At 66.9% G+C, this 16,662-nt stretch carries 18 protein-coding genes and 4 tRNA genes; 12 read left to right on the forward strand and 10 right to left on the reverse strand.

Annotated elements, in window-relative coordinates; all coding sequences use genetic code 11:
- Positions 1–26: 26 nt before the first annotated feature.
- From pgi to pcnB, 7 genes are all read right to left on the reverse strand, one after another.
- The gene (gene pgi / locus ABH900_RS19695) at positions 27–1,541 is read right to left on the reverse strand and encodes a glucose-6-phosphate isomerase (RefSeq protein WP_429624893.1); all 1,515 of its coding nucleotides are present in this window, start codon (positions 1,539–1,541) and stop codon (positions 27–29) included.
- The gene (gene panD / locus ABH900_RS19700) at positions 1,538–1,918 is read right to left on the reverse strand and encodes an aspartate 1-decarboxylase (RefSeq protein WP_008268179.1); all 381 of its coding nucleotides are present in this window, start codon (positions 1,916–1,918) and stop codon (positions 1,538–1,540) included. The genes pgi and panD overlap by 4 nt, the downstream gene beginning before the upstream one ends.
- A gap of 87 nt (positions 1,919–2,005) precedes the next feature.
- Positions 2,006–2,503 (reverse strand): hypothetical protein, encoded by a 498-nt coding sequence (locus tag ABH900_RS19705; protein WP_429624895.1) that lies wholly within the window; start codon positions 2,501–2,503, stop codon positions 2,006–2,008.
- Between the two features lie 66 nt (positions 2,504–2,569).
- Positions 2,570–3,409: a pantoate--beta-alanine ligase gene (panC, locus tag ABH900_RS19710; protein ID WP_429624897.1), complete on the reverse strand. Its 840-nt coding sequence runs from the start codon at positions 3,407–3,409 to the stop codon at positions 2,570–2,572.
- A complete protein-coding gene (panB, locus tag ABH900_RS19715) occupies positions 3,406–4,221 on the reverse strand; it encodes a 3-methyl-2-oxobutanoate hydroxymethyltransferase (protein ID WP_429624899.1) in 816 nt (271 codons plus the stop codon). The genes panC and panB overlap by 4 nt, the downstream gene beginning before the upstream one ends.
- 34 nt (positions 4,222–4,255) lie before the next feature.
- Entirely contained in the window at positions 4,256–4,741 is a 486-nt protein-coding gene (gene folK, locus ABH900_RS19720) for a 2-amino-4-hydroxy-6-hydroxymethyldihydropteridine diphosphokinase (RefSeq protein WP_429624901.1), read from the reverse strand.
- A 3-nt stretch (positions 4,742–4,744) separates the two neighbouring features.
- Positions 4,745–6,124 carry a polynucleotide adenylyltransferase PcnB gene (pcnB, locus tag ABH900_RS19725; RefSeq protein ID WP_429624903.1) on the reverse strand — a complete coding sequence of 460 codons (1,380 nt, stop codon included), beginning with the start codon at positions 6,122–6,124 and terminating at the stop codon, positions 4,745–4,747.
- A gap of 52 nt (positions 6,125–6,176) precedes the next feature.
- Here pcnB and ABH900_RS19730 point away from each other — a divergent pair.
- Positions 6,177–6,251: transfer RNA gene (locus ABH900_RS19730), tRNA-Glu, on the forward strand.
- A 519-nt stretch (positions 6,252–6,770) separates the two neighbouring features.
- Here the strand turns inward: ABH900_RS19730 and ABH900_RS19735 are convergent.
- A complete protein-coding gene (locus ABH900_RS19735) occupies positions 6,771–8,195 on the reverse strand; it encodes a sugar porter family MFS transporter (protein ID WP_429624905.1) in 1,425 nt (474 codons plus the stop codon).
- A gap of 194 nt (positions 8,196–8,389) precedes the next feature.
- On the opposite strand from ABH900_RS19735, the gene fdxA reads away from it, so the two are divergent.
- Complete coding sequence (fdxA, locus tag ABH900_RS19740; protein ID WP_429624907.1) at positions 8,390–8,713, forward strand: ferredoxin FdxA; 324 nt, start codon at positions 8,390–8,392, stop codon at positions 8,711–8,713.
- 127 nt (positions 8,714–8,840) lie between these two features.
- Here the strand turns inward: fdxA and ABH900_RS19745 are convergent, their stop codons facing one another.
- Together ABH900_RS19745 and dapA are read right to left on the reverse strand one after the other, a co-directional pair.
- Entirely contained in the window at positions 8,841–9,356 is a 516-nt protein-coding gene (locus ABH900_RS19745; protein WP_429624908.1) for a hypothetical protein, read from the reverse strand.
- 32 nt (positions 9,357–9,388) lie between these two features.
- Positions 9,389–10,282: a 4-hydroxy-tetrahydrodipicolinate synthase gene (gene dapA, locus ABH900_RS19750; RefSeq protein WP_429624909.1), complete on the reverse strand. Its 894-nt coding sequence runs from the start codon at positions 10,280–10,282 to the stop codon at positions 9,389–9,391.
- A 163-nt stretch (positions 10,283–10,445) separates the two neighbouring features.
- Here dapA and ABH900_RS19755 point away from each other — a divergent pair, with 163 nt between their 5' ends.
- The 10 genes from ABH900_RS19755 (at position 10,446) to ABH900_RS19800 (ending at position 16,415) form a co-directional block, all read left to right on the forward strand.
- Positions 10,446–11,006 carry a glycine cleavage system protein R gene (locus ABH900_RS19755; RefSeq protein ID WP_197580250.1) on the forward strand — a complete coding sequence of 187 codons (561 nt, stop codon included), beginning with the start codon at positions 10,446–10,448 and terminating at the stop codon, positions 11,004–11,006.
- A gap of 91 nt (positions 11,007–11,097) precedes the next feature.
- Complete coding sequence (locus tag ABH900_RS19760) at positions 11,098–11,577, forward strand: peroxiredoxin (protein ID WP_429624911.1); 480 nt, start codon at positions 11,098–11,100, stop codon at positions 11,575–11,577.
- Between the two features lie 84 nt (positions 11,578–11,661).
- On the forward strand, positions 11,662–13,062 hold the full coding sequence (locus ABH900_RS19765) for a PhoH family protein (protein WP_429624912.1): 1,401 nt from the start codon (positions 11,662–11,664) through the stop codon (positions 13,060–13,062).
- Positions 13,059–13,565: a hypothetical protein gene (locus ABH900_RS19770; protein ID WP_429624914.1), complete on the forward strand. Its 507-nt coding sequence runs from the start codon at positions 13,059–13,061 to the stop codon at positions 13,563–13,565. Before ABH900_RS19765 ends, ABH900_RS19770 begins: the two co-directional genes overlap by 4 nt.
- Before the next feature lie 11 nt (positions 13,566–13,576).
- Positions 13,577–14,245, forward strand: a complete 669-nt coding sequence (locus tag ABH900_RS19775) for a YoaK family protein (RefSeq protein ID WP_429624915.1) — start codon at positions 13,577–13,579, stop codon at positions 14,243–14,245.
- A 126-nt stretch (positions 14,246–14,371) separates the two neighbouring features.
- Positions 14,372–15,181, forward strand: a complete 810-nt coding sequence (gene thiD / locus ABH900_RS19780; RefSeq protein ID WP_429624917.1) for a bifunctional hydroxymethylpyrimidine kinase/phosphomethylpyrimidine kinase — start codon at positions 14,372–14,374, stop codon at positions 15,179–15,181.
- Positions 15,178–16,104 carry an alpha/beta hydrolase family protein gene (locus tag ABH900_RS19785; protein WP_429624918.1) on the forward strand — a complete coding sequence of 309 codons (927 nt, stop codon included), beginning with the start codon at positions 15,178–15,180 and terminating at the stop codon, positions 16,102–16,104. Before thiD ends, ABH900_RS19785 begins: the two co-directional genes overlap by 4 nt.
- A tRNA-Arg gene (locus tag ABH900_RS19790) sits at positions 16,095–16,171 on the forward strand. Before ABH900_RS19785 ends, ABH900_RS19790 begins: the two co-directional genes overlap by 10 nt.
- A 58-nt stretch (positions 16,172–16,229) precedes the next feature.
- Positions 16,230–16,306, forward strand: a tRNA-Arg gene (locus tag ABH900_RS19795).
- A gap of 32 nt (positions 16,307–16,338) precedes the next feature.
- Positions 16,339–16,415 (forward strand) — tRNA-Arg (locus tag ABH900_RS19800).
- The last annotated feature ends 247 nt before the right edge of the window (positions 16,416–16,662 follow it).

Below are 16,662 nucleotides of genomic sequence, written 5' to 3' on the forward strand. Positions count from 1 at the left end.
GGCCAGCGGCCGGCACTACCAGGGCCTCAGCGCTTCAGCTGCGCCAGGATCTCGCGGGTCATCGGATCGGCAATCGCCACGTCCTCGCCCTGCAGCGCCGGCAGCAGACCGCTGGCCAGCTGCTTGCCCAGCTCGACACCGAACTGGTCGAAGGCGTTGATGTTCCAGACCACCGACTGCACGTACACAGCATGCTCGTACATCGCGATCAACGCACCCAGTGCCTGCGGCGTCAGCGCATCGAGCAGGATCAGCGTGCTCGGGCGACCACCCGGGTAGTCGCGGTGCGGGTCATCGCTGCGCTGGCCGTTGGCCAGCGCCTCGGTCTGCGCCAGCAGGTTGGCCAGCAATGCCTGGTGGTTGACCGTATACGGATCATCGTTGCGCACGCAGCCGATGAAATCGGCCGGAATGATGCTGGTGCCCTGGTGCAGCGCCTGGAAGAAACTGTGCTGCACGTCGGTGCCCGCCCCGCCCCACCACACCGGCACGGTATCGGTGGTGACTGGCTGGCCATCGCGCTGCACGCGCTTGCCCAGGCTCTCCATCACCAGCTGCTGCAGGTAGGCCGGCAGCAGTGCCAGACGCTGGTCGTAGGTCATCACCGCATGCGTGGCATAGCCGAGCAGATTGCGGTTCCAGATGTCGGTCAAGGCGTGCAGCACCGGCAGGTTGCGCTCCAGCGGTGCATCCAGCGCATGCGCGTCCATCTGCGCGGCACCTTCAAGCAACTGCTCGAAACGCTCGAAACCGATCGCCAGCGCGATCGGGAAACCGACCGCGGACCACAGCGAATAGCGCCCGCCCACCCAGTCCCACATCGGCAGCACGCGCTCGGCGGCGATGGCAAAAGCCTTGGCGGCACGTTCCGGATTGGCACTGACCGCGTACAGACGATCGCTGCCGCCCAGCCAGTCATGCAGGATCTGCCCATTGAGCAGCGTTTCCTGGGTGCCGAAGGTCTTGGAGATCAGGATGCCGGCAGTGCTGGCCGGATCCAGCGTGGCCAGCGTGCGCTGCATGGCGGCGCCGTCCACGTTCGACACGAAATGCACGCGCAGGCGCGCACCGGTGACCGGGCGCAGCGCATCGGCGACCAGGCGCGGGCCAAGATCGGAACCACCGATGCCGACGCTGACCACATCGGTCACGCCGCTGTCTTCCAGCGCGCGCACCAGCACGCCCATGCGCTGGCGGATTTCGCGCGCGGTGGCATAGGCCTCGGCCGCCACCGGCGCATCGACCACATCACCACGCAGCGCGGTGTGCAGCGCAGCGCGGCCTTCGGTCAGGTTGACCTGCTCACCCCGGAACAGGCGGGTGATGGCGCCGCCGACATCACGGTCGGCGGCCAGCGCCAGCAACGCCTGCAGCGCCGCGGCATCGTATTTCTGCCGGGCGAAGTTGACATACAACGGACCGACCCGCAGCGCCAGGTCCTGCACGCGGCCAGGTTCGGCGGCGAGCAGGCTGGGAATGCTTGCGCCCTTCAGGCGCTGGGCGTGGGAATGCAGCGAGTCGAATCCGTTGTTCGTTGTCATGCGGCCTGGGTCGGGATCGTGTCGTTGGTGTGGGTGATCTGGTTGCTGCCATCAACGTACACCAGCTTCGGCTTGAAGCTGTCGGCTTCCTGCTCGGTCATGCTGGCGAACGCGGCGATGATGATGATGTCACCGACCTGCACGTGGCGCGCGGCGCCACCGTTGAGCGAGACAACGCCGCTGCCGGCTTCGGCGCGGATGGCATAGGTCGAGAAGCGCGCGCCGTTGGTCACGTCCCAGATGTGCACCTGCTCGAACTCGCGGATGCCGGTGGCAGCCAGCAGGTTGTCATCGATGGCGATCGAGCCTTCGTAGTTCAGCTCGGAATGGGTGACGGTGGCGCGGTGAATCTTGGTCTTGAGCAGGGACAGGTGCATGGGGGCGCTGCAACGGCAAAGGAAAGAGCGGATTCTAGCACCCGCTCGGCCGTCGTCAGGGGCCTTCGGCAGGATGCTGAAGGCCGTTCAGCCGTCCTCGCCCGACCGCGCCGGCGAGGCCGTGCTTGACGTGCCGTCCAGCGACAGGCGGAACGCCGCATGGAAGGCCCATCCGGCGACCGCGCCGAAGCCACCGGCGGCCAGCACCGTCATGCCGTAACTGATCACATCGAACGTATCGACATAGCGCAGGCGCTGCAGCAGAGGCCCTTGGGTTTCCCCCGGCCAGGCGCAGGTGGCCATCGCCAGCGCGCCCAGGCCGAAACCCAGCAGCACGAAACCGATCCGGCGCAGTCGCTGCTGAGACTGCTGGATGAGGGCCATTGGCAGCAGCACGGCGATGGCGTTGCAGATCGCCAGCACGAACATCAAGCCGCCACCGATCAGTGCCGGCACCGGCGTACGCCCGAGGTCCAATGCGAACAGCAGGCCGCCGAACAACTGGGCCGGCAGCATGCCGGCGGCCAGCACGGCGAGGATCGATGCCTGGGCAAGGCGGCCGGCGCCAGTCGTGGGGGTATTCATTTCCGGCCTCCCCTCCGTGGGATGGTGAGAGGCGCCCGTTGCGGGCGCCCTGGAGCCGCAAGCGGCTCAGAACTCCAGGTTGTCGATCAGGCGTGTCGTACCCAGGCGGGCAGCGATCAGTGCCACCCGGCCACCGCCATCGAAGGTCGGCTCGGCCAGCTCCGGGGTACGCAGCACGGCGTAGTCCACCTGGAAACCGGCGGCCTGCAGCGCGGCGGTGGCGTCGGCCTCGATCTGCGCGCGCGGCTGGCCGGCCACATACCCCTCGCGCATGCCCAACAGGGAGCGGTGGATCGTGGTTGCAAGCGGTCGCTGTTCAGCACTCAGGTACTGGTTGCGCGAACTCTTGGCCAGGCCATCCTCTTCGCGCACGATCTCCGCACCGACAATCTGGATCGGGAACGAAAGCTCGGCCACCATCTGCCGGATCACCGCCAGCTGCTGGTAGTCCTTGCGACCGAACACGGCCACGTCCGGCTGCACCTGCAGGAACAGGCGTGCCACCACCGTGCAGACGCCATCGAAGTGACCCGGTCGGCTGGCACCCTCCAGCACCTCACTGACACCCGGTGCGTGCATGCGCGTGGTCTTGTCCACGCCCAACGGGTACATCGCCTCCACGCTGGGCAGCCACACCGCATCGCAGCCGGCCTGCTCCAGCCCAGCCACGTCGGCCTCGGGCGTGCGCGGGTAGCGGCTGAAGTCTTCATTCGGCCCGAACTGGGTCGGGTTGACGAAGATGCTCGCCACCACCTTGTCGGCGTACTGGCGGGCCAGGGTCACCAGCGAATGGTGACCACCATGCAGGTTGCCCATGGTCGGCACCAGCGCCACGCGCAGGCCCTCGCGCTTCCATTGGGCAATCTGCTCGCGCAGCGCGCCGAGCTCGTTGAAGGTCTGGATCATTGGGCGTAGGCGTGCTGTTCGTCGGGGAAGCTGCCGTCGCGCACGGCGTCGGCGAAGGCGCGGGTGGCACCGGCCACTGAACCGCCTTCGGCCAGGAAGTCCTTGACGAACTTCGGGCGCCGGTGGCCGCTGTCCAGACCGAGGAAATCATGCAGCACCAGCACCTGGCCATCGCACTGCGGGCCGGCACCGATGCCGATGGTCGGCACATCCACCGCAGCGGTGACATCGGCAGCAACCGGACTCGGCAGGCATTCCAGCACGATCAGGGTGGCGCCAGCGGCGGCCACCGCCTTGGCATCCTCCATCAACTGGCGCGCGGCATCGCCACGGCCCTGGACCTTGAATCCGCCCAGGCGCAGCACCGACTGCGGCGTCAGGCCCAGGTGCGAGCAGACCGGAATCTCACGTTCCACCAGGTAACGGATGATGTCGACCTTGAAACCGGCCCCTTCGATCTTGACCATCTCGGCGCCAGCCTGCAGCAGCTGCAGCGAGGCATCCAGCGCACGTTCCGGGGTGGCATCGGCGCCGAACGGCAGGTCCGCCACCAACAACGCACGCTGCAGCACGCGGGCCACCGCGCGGGTGTGATAGACCATGTCGGCCACGGTCACCGGCAGGGTCGATTCATGGCCCTGCACGACCATGCCCAGCGAATCGCCGATCAGGATCAGGTCAACGCCGTTTGCGTCGAAAGTGCGGGCAAAGCCAGCGTCGTAGGCGGTCAACATGACCAGCTTCTGGCCATTGCGCTTGGCCTCGGCCAGGGCGGGAACGGTCCAGGGCTTGCTGTCTGCGTGGGTGCTCATGTGCTGATAACCGGGGGAGATAACCTCAGCATTATCACCCGATCGGCGCGATCCCGCAGGTATCCACCCGCATTACAGCATCCCGCACGCGACCCTGGCCAGGAATTGTCAGTTCCGGCGCGATTTCGGCCAACGGCACCAGCACGAAGGCGCGCTCATGCAGGTATGGATGTGGCACCTGCAGGCCGGGCTGGTCGATCACCTGCGCGCCATACAGCAACAGGTCCAGGTCGAGCGCACGCGGGCCCCAGTGCAGTGCCGGATCACGCACGCGGCCGAAGCGCTGCTCCAGTGCCAGCATCGCCTGCAGCAGCTCGTCGGCCGACAGCAGGGTTTCGACCGCGGCCACCGCGTTGACGAACGGCGGCTGGTCTTCATTGCCCCAGGCCGGCGTCGCGTACAGGCGCGAGGCCTGGCACAGGCGCGTTGCGGGCAGCCCGTCCAGCGCGGTCATCGCCGCGCCGACGGTGGCGGCCGCGTCGCCGAGGTTGGCGCCGAGGCCGATCCAGGCAAGGGTCATCGCTTACTCGCCAGCCGCACCAGCCGGGGCGCCCGGACGACGACGGCGGCGGCGGCGCTTGCGCGGTGCCCCACTTTCGTCATCACCGTCTTCGCTGTGCATCGTCTCCAGCGACGACTCCAGCTCGCGACCGGACTGCGCCTGTGCCTCGCGCCAGAACGCGACATCGGCTTCGTGCTCGGCCGAGGCCACCTGGCGCAGGCTGAGGAAGTCGAAGGCGGCACGGAAGCGCGGATGGGTCAGGGTGCGGAACACGCGCTTGCGCTGGCGCGAGCCGAAGCGCGACTGCAGCAGCCAGATTTCCTGCATCGGCAGCGAGAAGCGGCGCGGCAGTGCGATGGTGCTCAGCTGCTGCACGGTGACGCGGTCGGCGGCACGACGCTGCGCCTCCTCCGGTGCCACCCCCTGTTTCAGCAGCGTGGCCTGGGCGCGGCAGAACGCCGGCCACAGCAGCAACGCGAACAGGAACGCCGGTGAGACCGGCTCGTCATTGGCCACGCGGGCATCGGTGTTGGCCAGGCCCTCAACCAACATGCGGCGCAGTGCACCGGTACGGTTGGCCTTCAGCGCCTTGGCGCTTTCCGGGAACAGCACGTCGAGCAGACCGTAGCGCTCCAGGCCTTCGAAGCTGGCCACGCCGTGCCCGGACAGGAACAGCTTGAGCACTTCCTCGAACAGGCGCGCCGGCGCGGCCTCGTTGAGCAGGCCCGCCAGCTGCGGGATCGGCGCGGCGGTACCCGCTTCGATCTGGAAGCCGAGCTTGGCCGCCAGCCGCACCGCGCGCAGCATGCGCACCGGGTCTTCGCGATAACGCTGTTCGGGATCGCCGATCAGCTTCATCAGGCGCGCCTGCACGTCTTCGAAGCCGCCGGTGTAGTCCCGCACCGAGAAGTCCTCGATGGCGTAGTACAGGGCGTTGCAGGTGAAGTCGCGGCGGACGGCGTCGTCTTCGATGGAGCCGTACACGTTGTCGCGCACGAGCATGCCGTTCTCCATCTCGCGGTCGCCGCTGCCGTCATCGCTGTTGGCACGGAACGTGGCGACTTCGATGATCTCGCGGCCGAATACAACGTGGGCCAGGCGGAATCGGCGACCGATCAGTCGGCAGTTGCGGAACAGCTGCTTGACCTGTTCGGGCGTGGCGTCGGTGGCCACGTCGAAATCCTTGGGTTGGCCATTGACCAGCAGGTCACGCACCGCGCCGCCGACAAGGTAGGCGCCGAAGCCGGCATCGCGCAGGCGATAAAGCACGCGCAGGGCGTTCGGGCTGATGTCCTTGCGGGAGATGGTGTGCTGGTCGCGCGGGATGACGCGCAGGCTGATCGGTGATGTAGCAGAGGAAATGATGTTGGCGCTTCCGGTTGAAGTTTCGGGATTGCCCAATGGCATCGAGGTGCATATACTAGCGCTCCTGCCCCGGCAGCGACACAGTTATGCTCCCTTCGTCTAGAGGTTAGGACGTGGCCCTCTCAAGGCTAAAACAGGGGTTCGAGTCCCCTAGGGAGCACCAGTCGCCACCGCAGGAACCGAAAAAGCCCGCCCCGTGCGGGCTTTTTTGTTTTCCGGGGTTTGCAATAGCATCGATCGGCTTGGTCGCTTTGGCGCCTCCCTGTTCCTGCGCGGGAGGGGGCGGGCCACCCTTGCCTGGACACGCAAAAGCCCATCCATGGTGCTCGATGGCGCCATCCTTGGCGCCAACGGTCCAGTCAAGGGTGGCCCGCCCCCTCCTGACAGTTTCCCGCGACGGCGGCCGCAGCCACCCAGACGACGCGCTTCGGAAAATCCGCCGGAACCGCAATGCCTGACGCGAAGGCGGGGCAGCTCAAGCCGGGACCGTTGGCGCCATGGGTTCGGCGCATGCGCCGGACGGGCTGGGCAGGATGCCCAGCCCCGGTCTTGCCGTGTGCGCAGGACAGCGGACACGAGCAAGGCGCCATCGAGCCCCCATGGATGGGTTTACGGCGTGTCCTGGATCGGCGGGCCTGCCACCTCCCCGCAGAACAGGGAGGCGCTGAAAAGGTGAGCAACGTCAGCCTTCCATCTGCTCCAACTCCTTGCCCTTGGTCTCGCGCACGTAGCGGACCACGAAGAAGATCGAGAGGATGGCCGCCACTGTATAGATGCCGTAGGCACCGGCCAGGCCGATGCCGGCCAGCAGCATCGGGAAGGTCACGGTAATCGCGAAGTTCGAGGTCCACTGCGCCGCACCGGCCACCGCCAGCGCCGGGCCCCGGATCTGGTTGGGGAACATCTCGCCCAGCATCACCCACATCACCGGTCCCCAGGACATGTTGAAGAACACCACGTAGGCGTTGGCCGCCACCAGCGCCAGCCGCCCCATGCCATCGGACAGCTGCAGGCGACCGTCGGCCAGGCTGCCACTGGCGAAGGCCACCACCATCAGCACCAGCGCCACCGACATGCCGACCGAGCCGATCCACAACAGCGGCCTGCGGCCGATGCGGTCGATCAACACGACCGTCAACAGGCAGGCGCCGATGCTCAGCGCACCGGACAGCACATTGATCAGCAGCGCATCGCTCTCCGAGAAGCCCACCGCCTGCCACAGCACCGCGCCGTAATAGAACACCACGTTGATGCCGACCAGCTGCTGGAACATGGCCAGGCCGATGCCCACCCAGAGGATCGGCCGCAGCCGGCCGGTGGCCTTGTTGAGCAGATCACTGAAGCGCGGCTTGTGCTGGTCCTGGGCCAGGCTGGCTTCGATCTCGGCCTGCTTGGCCGCGGCCGCGCCCTCGCCGTACAGCCGCGACAACACCGCCCTCGCCTGCGCCTGGCGCCCCTTCAGCACCAGGAAACGCGGACTTTCCGGAATCACCAGCAACAACAACAGGAACAGGGCCGAGGGCAGCGCCTGCATCCAGAACATCCAGCGCCAGGCTTCGTGGCCCAGCCACAGCGGTTCGGTCGAGGCGCCGGCAGCCCGGGCCAGCAGGTAGTTGCTGAGGAAGGCGGCAAACAGGCCGCAGATGATCGCCATCTGCTGCACCGTGGCCAGGCGGCCGCGGTAGCGCGCCGAAGCGACTTCAGCGATGTAGGCCGGCGACATCACACTGGCTGCGCCCACCGCGAAGCCGCCCAGCACGCGGGCCGCGATGAACAGCCAGGAGGCGTGGGCGGCGCCTGCACCCAGCGCCGAGACCAGGAACATCAGCGCCGAGGCGATCAATACGCCGCGACGGCCCAGGCGATCGCCGAGCCAGCCGGCCAGGAAAGCGCCGATGGCGCAGCCCAGCAGCATCGAAGCTACTTCGAAACCCAGTGCGGCCTCGCTGGAGTTGAAGGCCTGACGCAGACCATCGACCGTGCCGTTGATCACACCACTGTCAAACCCGAACAGGAATCCACCGAGGGTGGCCACGCAGCTGATCAGGACGATGAACGCGGTGTTCTCACCGCTGCGGGAGGCAGTGCCGGGCTGGGCGTGGGACATGGACGATCCTGCTGGGAAGGGAGCGCGGCCATCCGAGGGGGCCAGCGCGCCCGGCAGCGTCGCACAGGCCCGCCACGCCGCCAATGGGGGCCACGGTCGCGCCTGCCAGGTGCCCGTTTTCCGCCCAGCGCCGACACCGGGGGCCAACCTGTTCTAGAATTGTCGGGTTCAGGAATCGATCCACCCCCAAGCCCATGCCCTTTGTCGTCACCGAAAACTGCATCAAGTGCAAACACACCGATTGCGTGGAAGTGTGCCCCGTGGATTGCTTCCACGAAGGCCCGAACTTCCTGGTGATCGACCCGGATGAGTGCATCGACTGCACCCTCTGCGAGCCGGAGTGCCCGGTCAATGCGATCTTCCCGGAGGACGATGTCCCCGCCGGCCAGGAAGGCTTCGTCGCCCTCAATGCCGAGCTGTCACGTGCGTGGCCGGTGCTGACCGTGCGCAAGGACCCGCCAGCTGACGCCGGCGAATGGGACGGCAAGCCGGACAAGCTGAAGCTGCTGGAGCGCTGAGAAGCGCGCGCTGCGGCAACAGAAAAGGGCGCCCGGGGCGCCCTTTTCCATTTTCGGTAGGTGCCAACCAAGATCGGCCTCTACCAAAGCGGGCGCGGACCAGGGCCCGCACCCACCCGACCGGCGATTACTGCGCCAGCTTCGCCTTCAGCGCGGCGATCAGCTTCACCGGCGCTTCGGCAGTGGCCGGCAGGCCACGCGGATCGACGGCGGAGATGTAGGCGCCAGCATCCACAGCCACCACCCGGACCAGGAAGTTGCTGCCTTCGTAGGCCACGTCGTACGAGCCCAGCAGCTGTGCGCGGCTGGCGATCGTCACGCCCTGCACGCCTTCCAGCGCGGTGCCGACCTTGGCAAAGGCTTCATCCTTGCCACCGGCAATGGTGAAGCCGGTGTTGCCCACCGCCGGGGCGGCGGCGGCCGGCGCTGCCGGCTTGGTGGCCGAAGCCAGCGTCGGCACCTTGTTGTCACCCGTCGCGTTGGGCAGGTTCAGGTCCGGCGGCACTTCCAGCGGACGCATTTCCGGGGCCAGAGCGTAATCGCCCTTGACGCCACGCTTGAAGCAACCGGTGGTGCCGGCGGCGACGGCCACGGCAAGCAGGGTGTAGGACAGCACGCGGACGGCGGAAACAGATTGACGCATGTGAATCTCCTGGGTCAGACCAAGACGGAAGGTCAGTGGCTGGAAAGGGCTTCGAGGGCGGCGATATCGCCGGCAAGGTGATCAGCGGCCGGATGATGCGCCGCCGACAGCGGCAGCAGCGGCAGTCGCAGGTCATGGCCGATGCCGATACGGCGCAGCAGCGCCTTGACCGGAATCGGGTTCGGTTCGACACCGCAGAAATCGTGGAACGGGTGCAGGCGTGCATCCCAGGACCCGGTGGCTTCGTGGTCGTGCGCGGCCGCCAGCTCGCACATCCGGCGATAGGCGCCCGGCAGCACGTTGGAACCGACGGAGATCAGGCCGTCGACACCGGCCTGGATCGAGCGTGCGGCGGTGCCGTCATCGCCACTCAGCACAGCGAACTGCGGGCTGCGCAGCGCCAGCAGCGCCTGCACACGGCCGGTGTCGCCCACCGCCTCCTTGATGCCGACGATGTTGGGATGGAGGGCCAGTTCGGCCACGGTCTCCGGCTGCATGTCGCAGCCGGTACGGCCAGGCACGTTGTACAGCACGACCGGCAACCCGCCCTGGTCGGCGACGGCACGATAGTGCGCGATCAGGCCGGCCTGGGTGGGTCGCACGTAAGGCGGGGTGACCACCAGCGCGTGGCTGGCGCCAAGCGCGGCAGCGCGTCGGGTCTGCTCGATGGTTTTGGCGGTACCCGACAGGCCGGTGCCGGCCATGACCGGGATGCGGCCGCCGATGCGCTCGACCGCGCTGGCCAGCAGCTGGTCGTACTCGGCATCGGTCAGGGTCGCCGCTTCGCCGGTCGAGCCGGCCACGACAACGCCATGGACGCCACCCTCCAGTTGCAGGTGCAGCAAGCGCTGCCAACCATCGGGATCGAGGGCGCCGTCGGCCCGGAACGGGGTCGCCAGCGCGGTGATGAGGCCGGAAAGGGACAAGGACGTGCTGCTCTTGGCTGTGAAGGGAAACGCCCGCCACGAAAGGCCGGGGGCGACCTGAATGTTACTTGCGGCGCGAAAGCACGGGCAAGTATGCTGGACACCGGTGGATCCCCGCCTCTGGCGGGCATTCAGACTCACGCATGCATTACCCGGAATCGCCTTGACCGACACCACCCCGCGCCCCGCGCCGAGCGAAAACCACCTCCTGATCAACGCCTATACGACGCATCCGGAGTCCCCCCTGCTGTCCGTCACCCGCCGCATCGCCGACAGCGGCTGCAATCTGGTGGACGCGCGCCTGGCCACGGTCGGCCGCGATGTCTCGGTCACCGCCCTGGCCACCGGCTCGTGGGACTCGGTCGCCAAGCTGGAGGCGATGCTGACCCGGCTGGAGCGCGAGGAAGGCTTGAAGCTGGTCTGGTACCGCACGGCGGCCAAGCAGGCACAGTCCAACCTGCTGCCCTACATCGTCGAGGTGATCGCCGCCGACAAGCCGGGGATCCTGTTCCAGCTGGCTGACTTCTTCGACCGCCAGGGCATCACCATCGAGACGCTGCAGAGCACGCGCTACCGCGCGATGCAGACCGGCGCGGAGATGTTCAGTGCGCAGGTCACCATCGGCGTGCCAGCCAACATGCACATCGCCGCGCTGCGCGACGACTTCCTTGAGTTCTGCGACCATCTGAATCTGGACGCGATCATGGACCCGATGAAGTTCTGAATGAATTCCTGATTTTTCGCGCGTCCCTCACGGGCGCGTGGCGTTTCATGCAATTGTCGTAGAAAGAACCCAGGCTCGACAGAAGGACCTCATGAACAACGGCGATACCCTGGACAGCACCACCCTCTCCCTGCCGCTGGCCCTGTCCGGCGGCGACCAGGCCACCCTCGGCGACTACGCCGGCCAGTGGCTGGTGCTGTACTTCTACCCCAAGGACAGCACCCCGGGCTGCACCACCGAAGGCATCGACTTCAACGCGCTGCTGCCGAAGTTCAGGAAGGCGGGCGCCGTCGTGCTGGGCGTCTCGCGCGACTCGGTGAAGTCGCACGACAACTTCTGCGCCAAGCAGGGCTTCAGGTTCCCGCTGGTCAGCGATGGCGACGAGGCGCTGTGCAGCGCCTTCGACGTGATCAGGATGAAGAACATGTACGGCAAGCAGGTCCGTGGCATCGAACGCAGCACCTTCCTGATTTCCCCCGACAGCCGCATCGTGCAGTCCTGGCGCAAGGTCAAGGTCGCCGGCCATGCCGATGCCGTTCTCGAAGAGCTGAAGGCCTCCCAGTCCAAGTGAGTCCCATTGCCCACTGTGTCCGCCATCACCCTGCCCTGCAGCAGGACGTGATGGTTTTTCCCTGTCCGTAACCAGGAATCGACGATGACCCGAGGCAAGCGCATCTACGTGCTGGATACCAACGTGCTGATGCACGATCCCACCGCGCTGTTCAAATTCGAAGAGCACGACGTCTACCTGCCCATGCAGGTGATCGAGGAGCTGGACAACGGCAAGAAGGGCACCTCCGAGGCGAGCCGCAACGCCCGCCAGGTGAGCCGCTTCCTCAACGAGCTGGTGCAGGCCTCGGGCCTGGACAACCTGGCCGACGGCATTCCGCTGCAGCGGCCGCAGGGCCTGCAGCTGCGCGGCAAGCACAGCGCCGGCAAGCTGCGCTTCCAGACCAGTCATTTCGACGCCGGCAAGAGCTTCGGCCAGGTGATCCCGGACAACGCCATCCTCGGCGCGATCCTGGCCCTGAAGGAAGAGACGCCGGAGGTGCCGGTGGTGTTCGTTTCCAAGGACATCAACCTGCGCATCAAGGCCGCCATCGCCGGCATCGTGTCCGAGGACTACGAGAATGACCGCGCACTGGACGATTTCAGCCTGCTCTACACCGGCGCCACCGAACTGCCGGAAGACTTCTGGAAGCGCCATGGCGACGACCTGCGCAGCTGGAGCGACAAGGGCCGCACCCATTACGAAATCCGGGCGCTGGACGGCGAGGAGTGGTACCCGAACCAGTACGTCTACCTGCCCGGCGAAGACGAAGTCGAGCTGCGGGTCAGCCGCGTGGTCGGCGATGGCAAGGTGGTGCTGTCGCTGGTCGATGACTTCCGCCATGGCAGCCATGCCGTGTGGGGCATCAGCGCGCGCAACCGCGAGCAGAACTTCGCACTCAACGCGCTGATGGACCCGGAGATCGACTTCGTCACCCTGCTCGGCACCGCCGGTACCGGCAAGACCCTGCTGGCGCTGGCCGCCGGCCTGGCACAGACGATGGACCAGCAGCGCTACCGCGAGATCATCATGACCCGCGCCACGGTCAGCGTCGGCGAGGACATCGGTTTCCTGCCCGGCACCGAGGAGGAAAAGATGACGCCGTGGATGGGCGCGCTGACCGACAACCTGGAAGTGCTGACGCACAACCAGGAAGGCGGCACCTGGGGCCGCCAGGCCACCAACGACCTGCTCGCCAGCCGCATCAAGATCCGCTCGATGAACTTCATGCGCGGGCGCACCTTCCTGTCGCGCTACCTGATCCTGGACGAGGCGCAGAACCTCACGCCCAAGCAGATGAAAACGCTGATCACCCGTGCCGGCCCCGGCACCAAGATCGTCTGCCTGGGCAACGTCGAGCAGATCGACACCCCCTACCTGACCGAGACCACCTCGGGCCTGACCTACGCGGTGGATCGCTTCAAGAACTGGCCGCACAGCGCGCACATCACCCTGCGCCGTGGCGAACGCTCGCGCCTGGCCGATTACGCTTCGGAGGTGTTGTGAACCGCCGCACCCGCCTGTTGCTGCCGACGACGGCGATTGCCCTCGCCGTCGTGCTCGGCGCCTGCACCACCACGCGTGGCCCGGCCAGCGTGCCGACCACCGAACGCACGGGCCAGTCCTGGGTGGTCACCCGTCCGATCATCGCCGCGCAGGTGCTCGACACCTGCTCGCGCGCCAGTCCCGGCCGCGAGGCCGGGCGGGTCTCGGGTTACTGGGCACCCAGCCGGCAGCAGGTCGACCAGCTGGAGGCGAAGCTGTCGTCGCTGGAAACACAGGTACCGAAGGTGCTGGACTTCGACCGCCAGTACGTCGGCATCGAAAGCGCCGGCAAGCGACTGATCTACATCAATGCCTTCCACCTGCCCGACGACAGCGGCATCAACCCGGCCCGTGAAGCGATCCGCGTCTGCGATGGCGGCGCGCAGTTCTGGGGCGCGGTGTTCGATCCGTCCAGCAACACCTTCAGCGAGCTGCAGTTCAACGGCGGCCTCGGCGGGCCCTGAGGGGCCCGTCGATGGGAATCCGTCTGCCCACCTGGGTCTGGATCGGCGCGGTGGCGCTGTCCTGCGTGGCTGGCATGGTGAACGTGGTCGGGTTCCTCGGCTTCGAGCACCAGGCGGTCAGCCACATGACCGGCAGCACCAGCCAGCTGGGCATGGCGCTGGCGCAGGGTGACTGGCGCGCGGTCGGCCATCTGTGGGGGCTGCTGATCGCCTTCTCGCTGGGGGCAATGCTCAGTGGCCTGCTGATCCAGGACAGCACCCTGCAACTGGGGCGTCGCTACGGCGTGGCGCTGGCGCTGGAGTCGGCACTGCTGCTGGTGGCCATTCCGCTGTTCGAACAGCAGCAGATCTGGGGCGCGCTGGCCGCCGCGATGGCCTGCGGCCTGCAGAACGCCATGGCCACCACCTTCAGCGGCGCGGTGGTGCGCACCACCCATCTCAGCGGCATGTTCACCGACCTGGGCATCGGCCTGGGCCACCTGCTGCGCGGATTGCCGCTGCAGGTACGGCGATTGACCCTCAGCGGACTGATCATCAGCGGCTTCCTCGCCGGCGGCGTCATCGGCGCCTGGCTGTTCGTGCGCTGGCAGTACGACGCCCTGCTCGCCCCCGCCCTGCTGACCGGTCTGACCGGGCTGGGCTATGTGGTGTACCAGCTGTGGGCACGTTGGCGGCGATGAGGGTCGTGCTCCGGGGTCAGATCCCTTTTCCGCAGAAGGAGGGATCTGACCCCGTCTAACGGATCAAAGGCATCCACGCATGGCGTGGATCTACCCGCGCATGCGGGACCACGGCACAATCGCAGGATGAGCCCGACCACTCCCGTTTCCGCCCTCACCATCGCCGGCTCCGACTCCGGTGGTGGCGCAGGCATCCAGGCCGACCTGAAAGCCTTCGCCGCGCATCGCGTGCATGGTCTTTCGGCGATCGCCGCGCTGACCGCACAGAACACCCGCGGCGTCATCGCCGTGCATGTCCCACCGATCGACTTCCTGCGTGCACAGCTGGAGGCCTGCTTCGACGACTTCGACATCCATGCCGTGAAGCTTGGCATGCTGGCCAACGCCGAGGTCATCAACGCTGTCGCAGACGCGCTGGAGCGCCATCGGCCGCCGCATGTGGTGCTGGACCCGGTGATGGTTGCCACCAGTGGCGCACGCCTGCTTGAAGACAGCGCACTGCAGGCGATGCGCGAGCGCTTGATCCCGCTGGCCACGCTGATCACCCCGAACACTCCTGAAGCGGAACTGCTGGTGGGCCGGAACATCGGCGACGGCGAAGACGCAGAACGGGCCGCCTCCGCCCTGCTCGACCTCGGTGCCGGCGCGGTGCTGCTCAAGGGCGGACATCTGCATGAGGGCACTCGCGTGATCGACCGTTACTTCGACGGCGTCAGCAGCGAAGAATTCATCCACGCCCGCCTGCCGCTGGATGCGCACGGCACCGGCTGCACGCTGGCCTCGGCCATCGCCGCGCAGCTGTGCAACGGCCTGAGCCTGGCCAACGCCTGCGAAGCCGGCATCGACTACGTTGCACGCGGGCTGCAGCAAGGCTACGCGCCGGGCCGCAGCGAGGTGCTGGTGCTCGACCATTTCGGCGCGGCACCGCACGCATGACGCTGACACCCAGCACCGTTGCCGTGCAGTGCGACGATGGCCACCACTACGAAGTGATCGCCTGCGTGCCCGCACAGCCCATCGCGCGCCTGCTGTGGTTGCCGGCACTGGGCGTGGCCGCACGCCATTACCTGCCGTTGGCACAGGCGCTGGCGGCGAAGGGGATCGCGGTGTACCTGCATGAGTGGCGCGGCAACGGCAGCAGTTCACTGCGGCCGTCGCGCACGCAGGACTGGGGCTATCGCGAAGTACTGGAACAGGATCTGCCGGGCAGCCAGGCCGTGCTGGCCACGGCAGACGAGGAAGCAGGCGCCCTGCCCTGGATCATCGGCGGCCACAGTCTGGGCGGGCAGCTGGCCTGCGTGCATGCCGGCCGCAACCCGCAGCGCTTCAACCGGCTGTGGCTGGCCGCCAGCGGATCACCGTTCTGGCGCGGCTTCCCGCCGCCGCGTGGCTGGCTGCTGCCACTGGTCTACCGCTTCCTGCCGTGGATCGCGCAGCGTCAGGGCGTGCTGCATGGTCGCCGCCTCGGTTTCGGTGGCACGGAGGCGCGCGGACTGATTGCCGACTGGGCGCGCGTGGGGCTGAACAATCACTACGCCGCGGCCGGCATGGACGAGGACCTCGACGCGCAGATGGCGCGCGTGCATGGCAGCGCACAAGCGGTGGTGATGGAACACGACTGGCTGGCACCGACCGGATCGATGCAGACGCTGCTGGCGAAACTGCCGAATGTGGCCGCACAGCTGCGCGTGCTTTCTGCGCAGGAACTGGGCACGCGCGCCGATCATTTCGCCTGGCTGAAGGCCCCGCAGGCCGTGGCTGACAGCTTTTTCATTCAGTTGGGTGAAAATTTTCACAAAACTGTTGACGGTATGCGCCGACATCCGCATAATTCCGCTCCTGTCGCAGGGCGCCCGTAGCTCAGTTGGATAGAGTACCTGGCTACGAACCAGGCGGTCGGGAGTTCGAATCTCTCCGGGCGCACCACTCGACAGGTTTTCAGCATCCGCCGCTGGAAATGCTTTAAAATTTGATTGTGTACCGCGCGCCCGTAGCTCAGTTGGATAGAGTACCTGGCTACGAACCAGGCGGTCGGGAGTTCGAATCTCTCCGGGCGCACCATACACAATCAGCACAACAAGTTTATGTAATTGGCGCCCGTAGCTCAGTTGGATAGAGTACCTGGCTACGAACCAGGCGGTCGGGAGTTCGAATCTCTCCGGGCGCACCATTACACCGAAACAGCAGGCCTCGGCCTGCTGTTTTTTTATGTGTGTTTTTTTGGCAGGGCTACGCCCTGCACCTGCCGAAGCAACGGCCGGAGCAACAGCAACAGCAACAGCTGGCATGGCGTGGGATGGCGGGGCGGTGTCGGAGTGCGGGGACGCCGTGAACCCGTCCCTGGGGGCTTGGCAGCCGCATCCATGCGGCTGACACCCCCCCCGCCCACCCCCCCCCCCCCCTGTCCAATTGCAGCG

The organism is Stenotrophomonas sp. AN71 (assembly GCF_050435725.1).
GTDB lineage: Bacteria > Pseudomonadota > Gammaproteobacteria > Xanthomonadales > Xanthomonadaceae > Stenotrophomonas.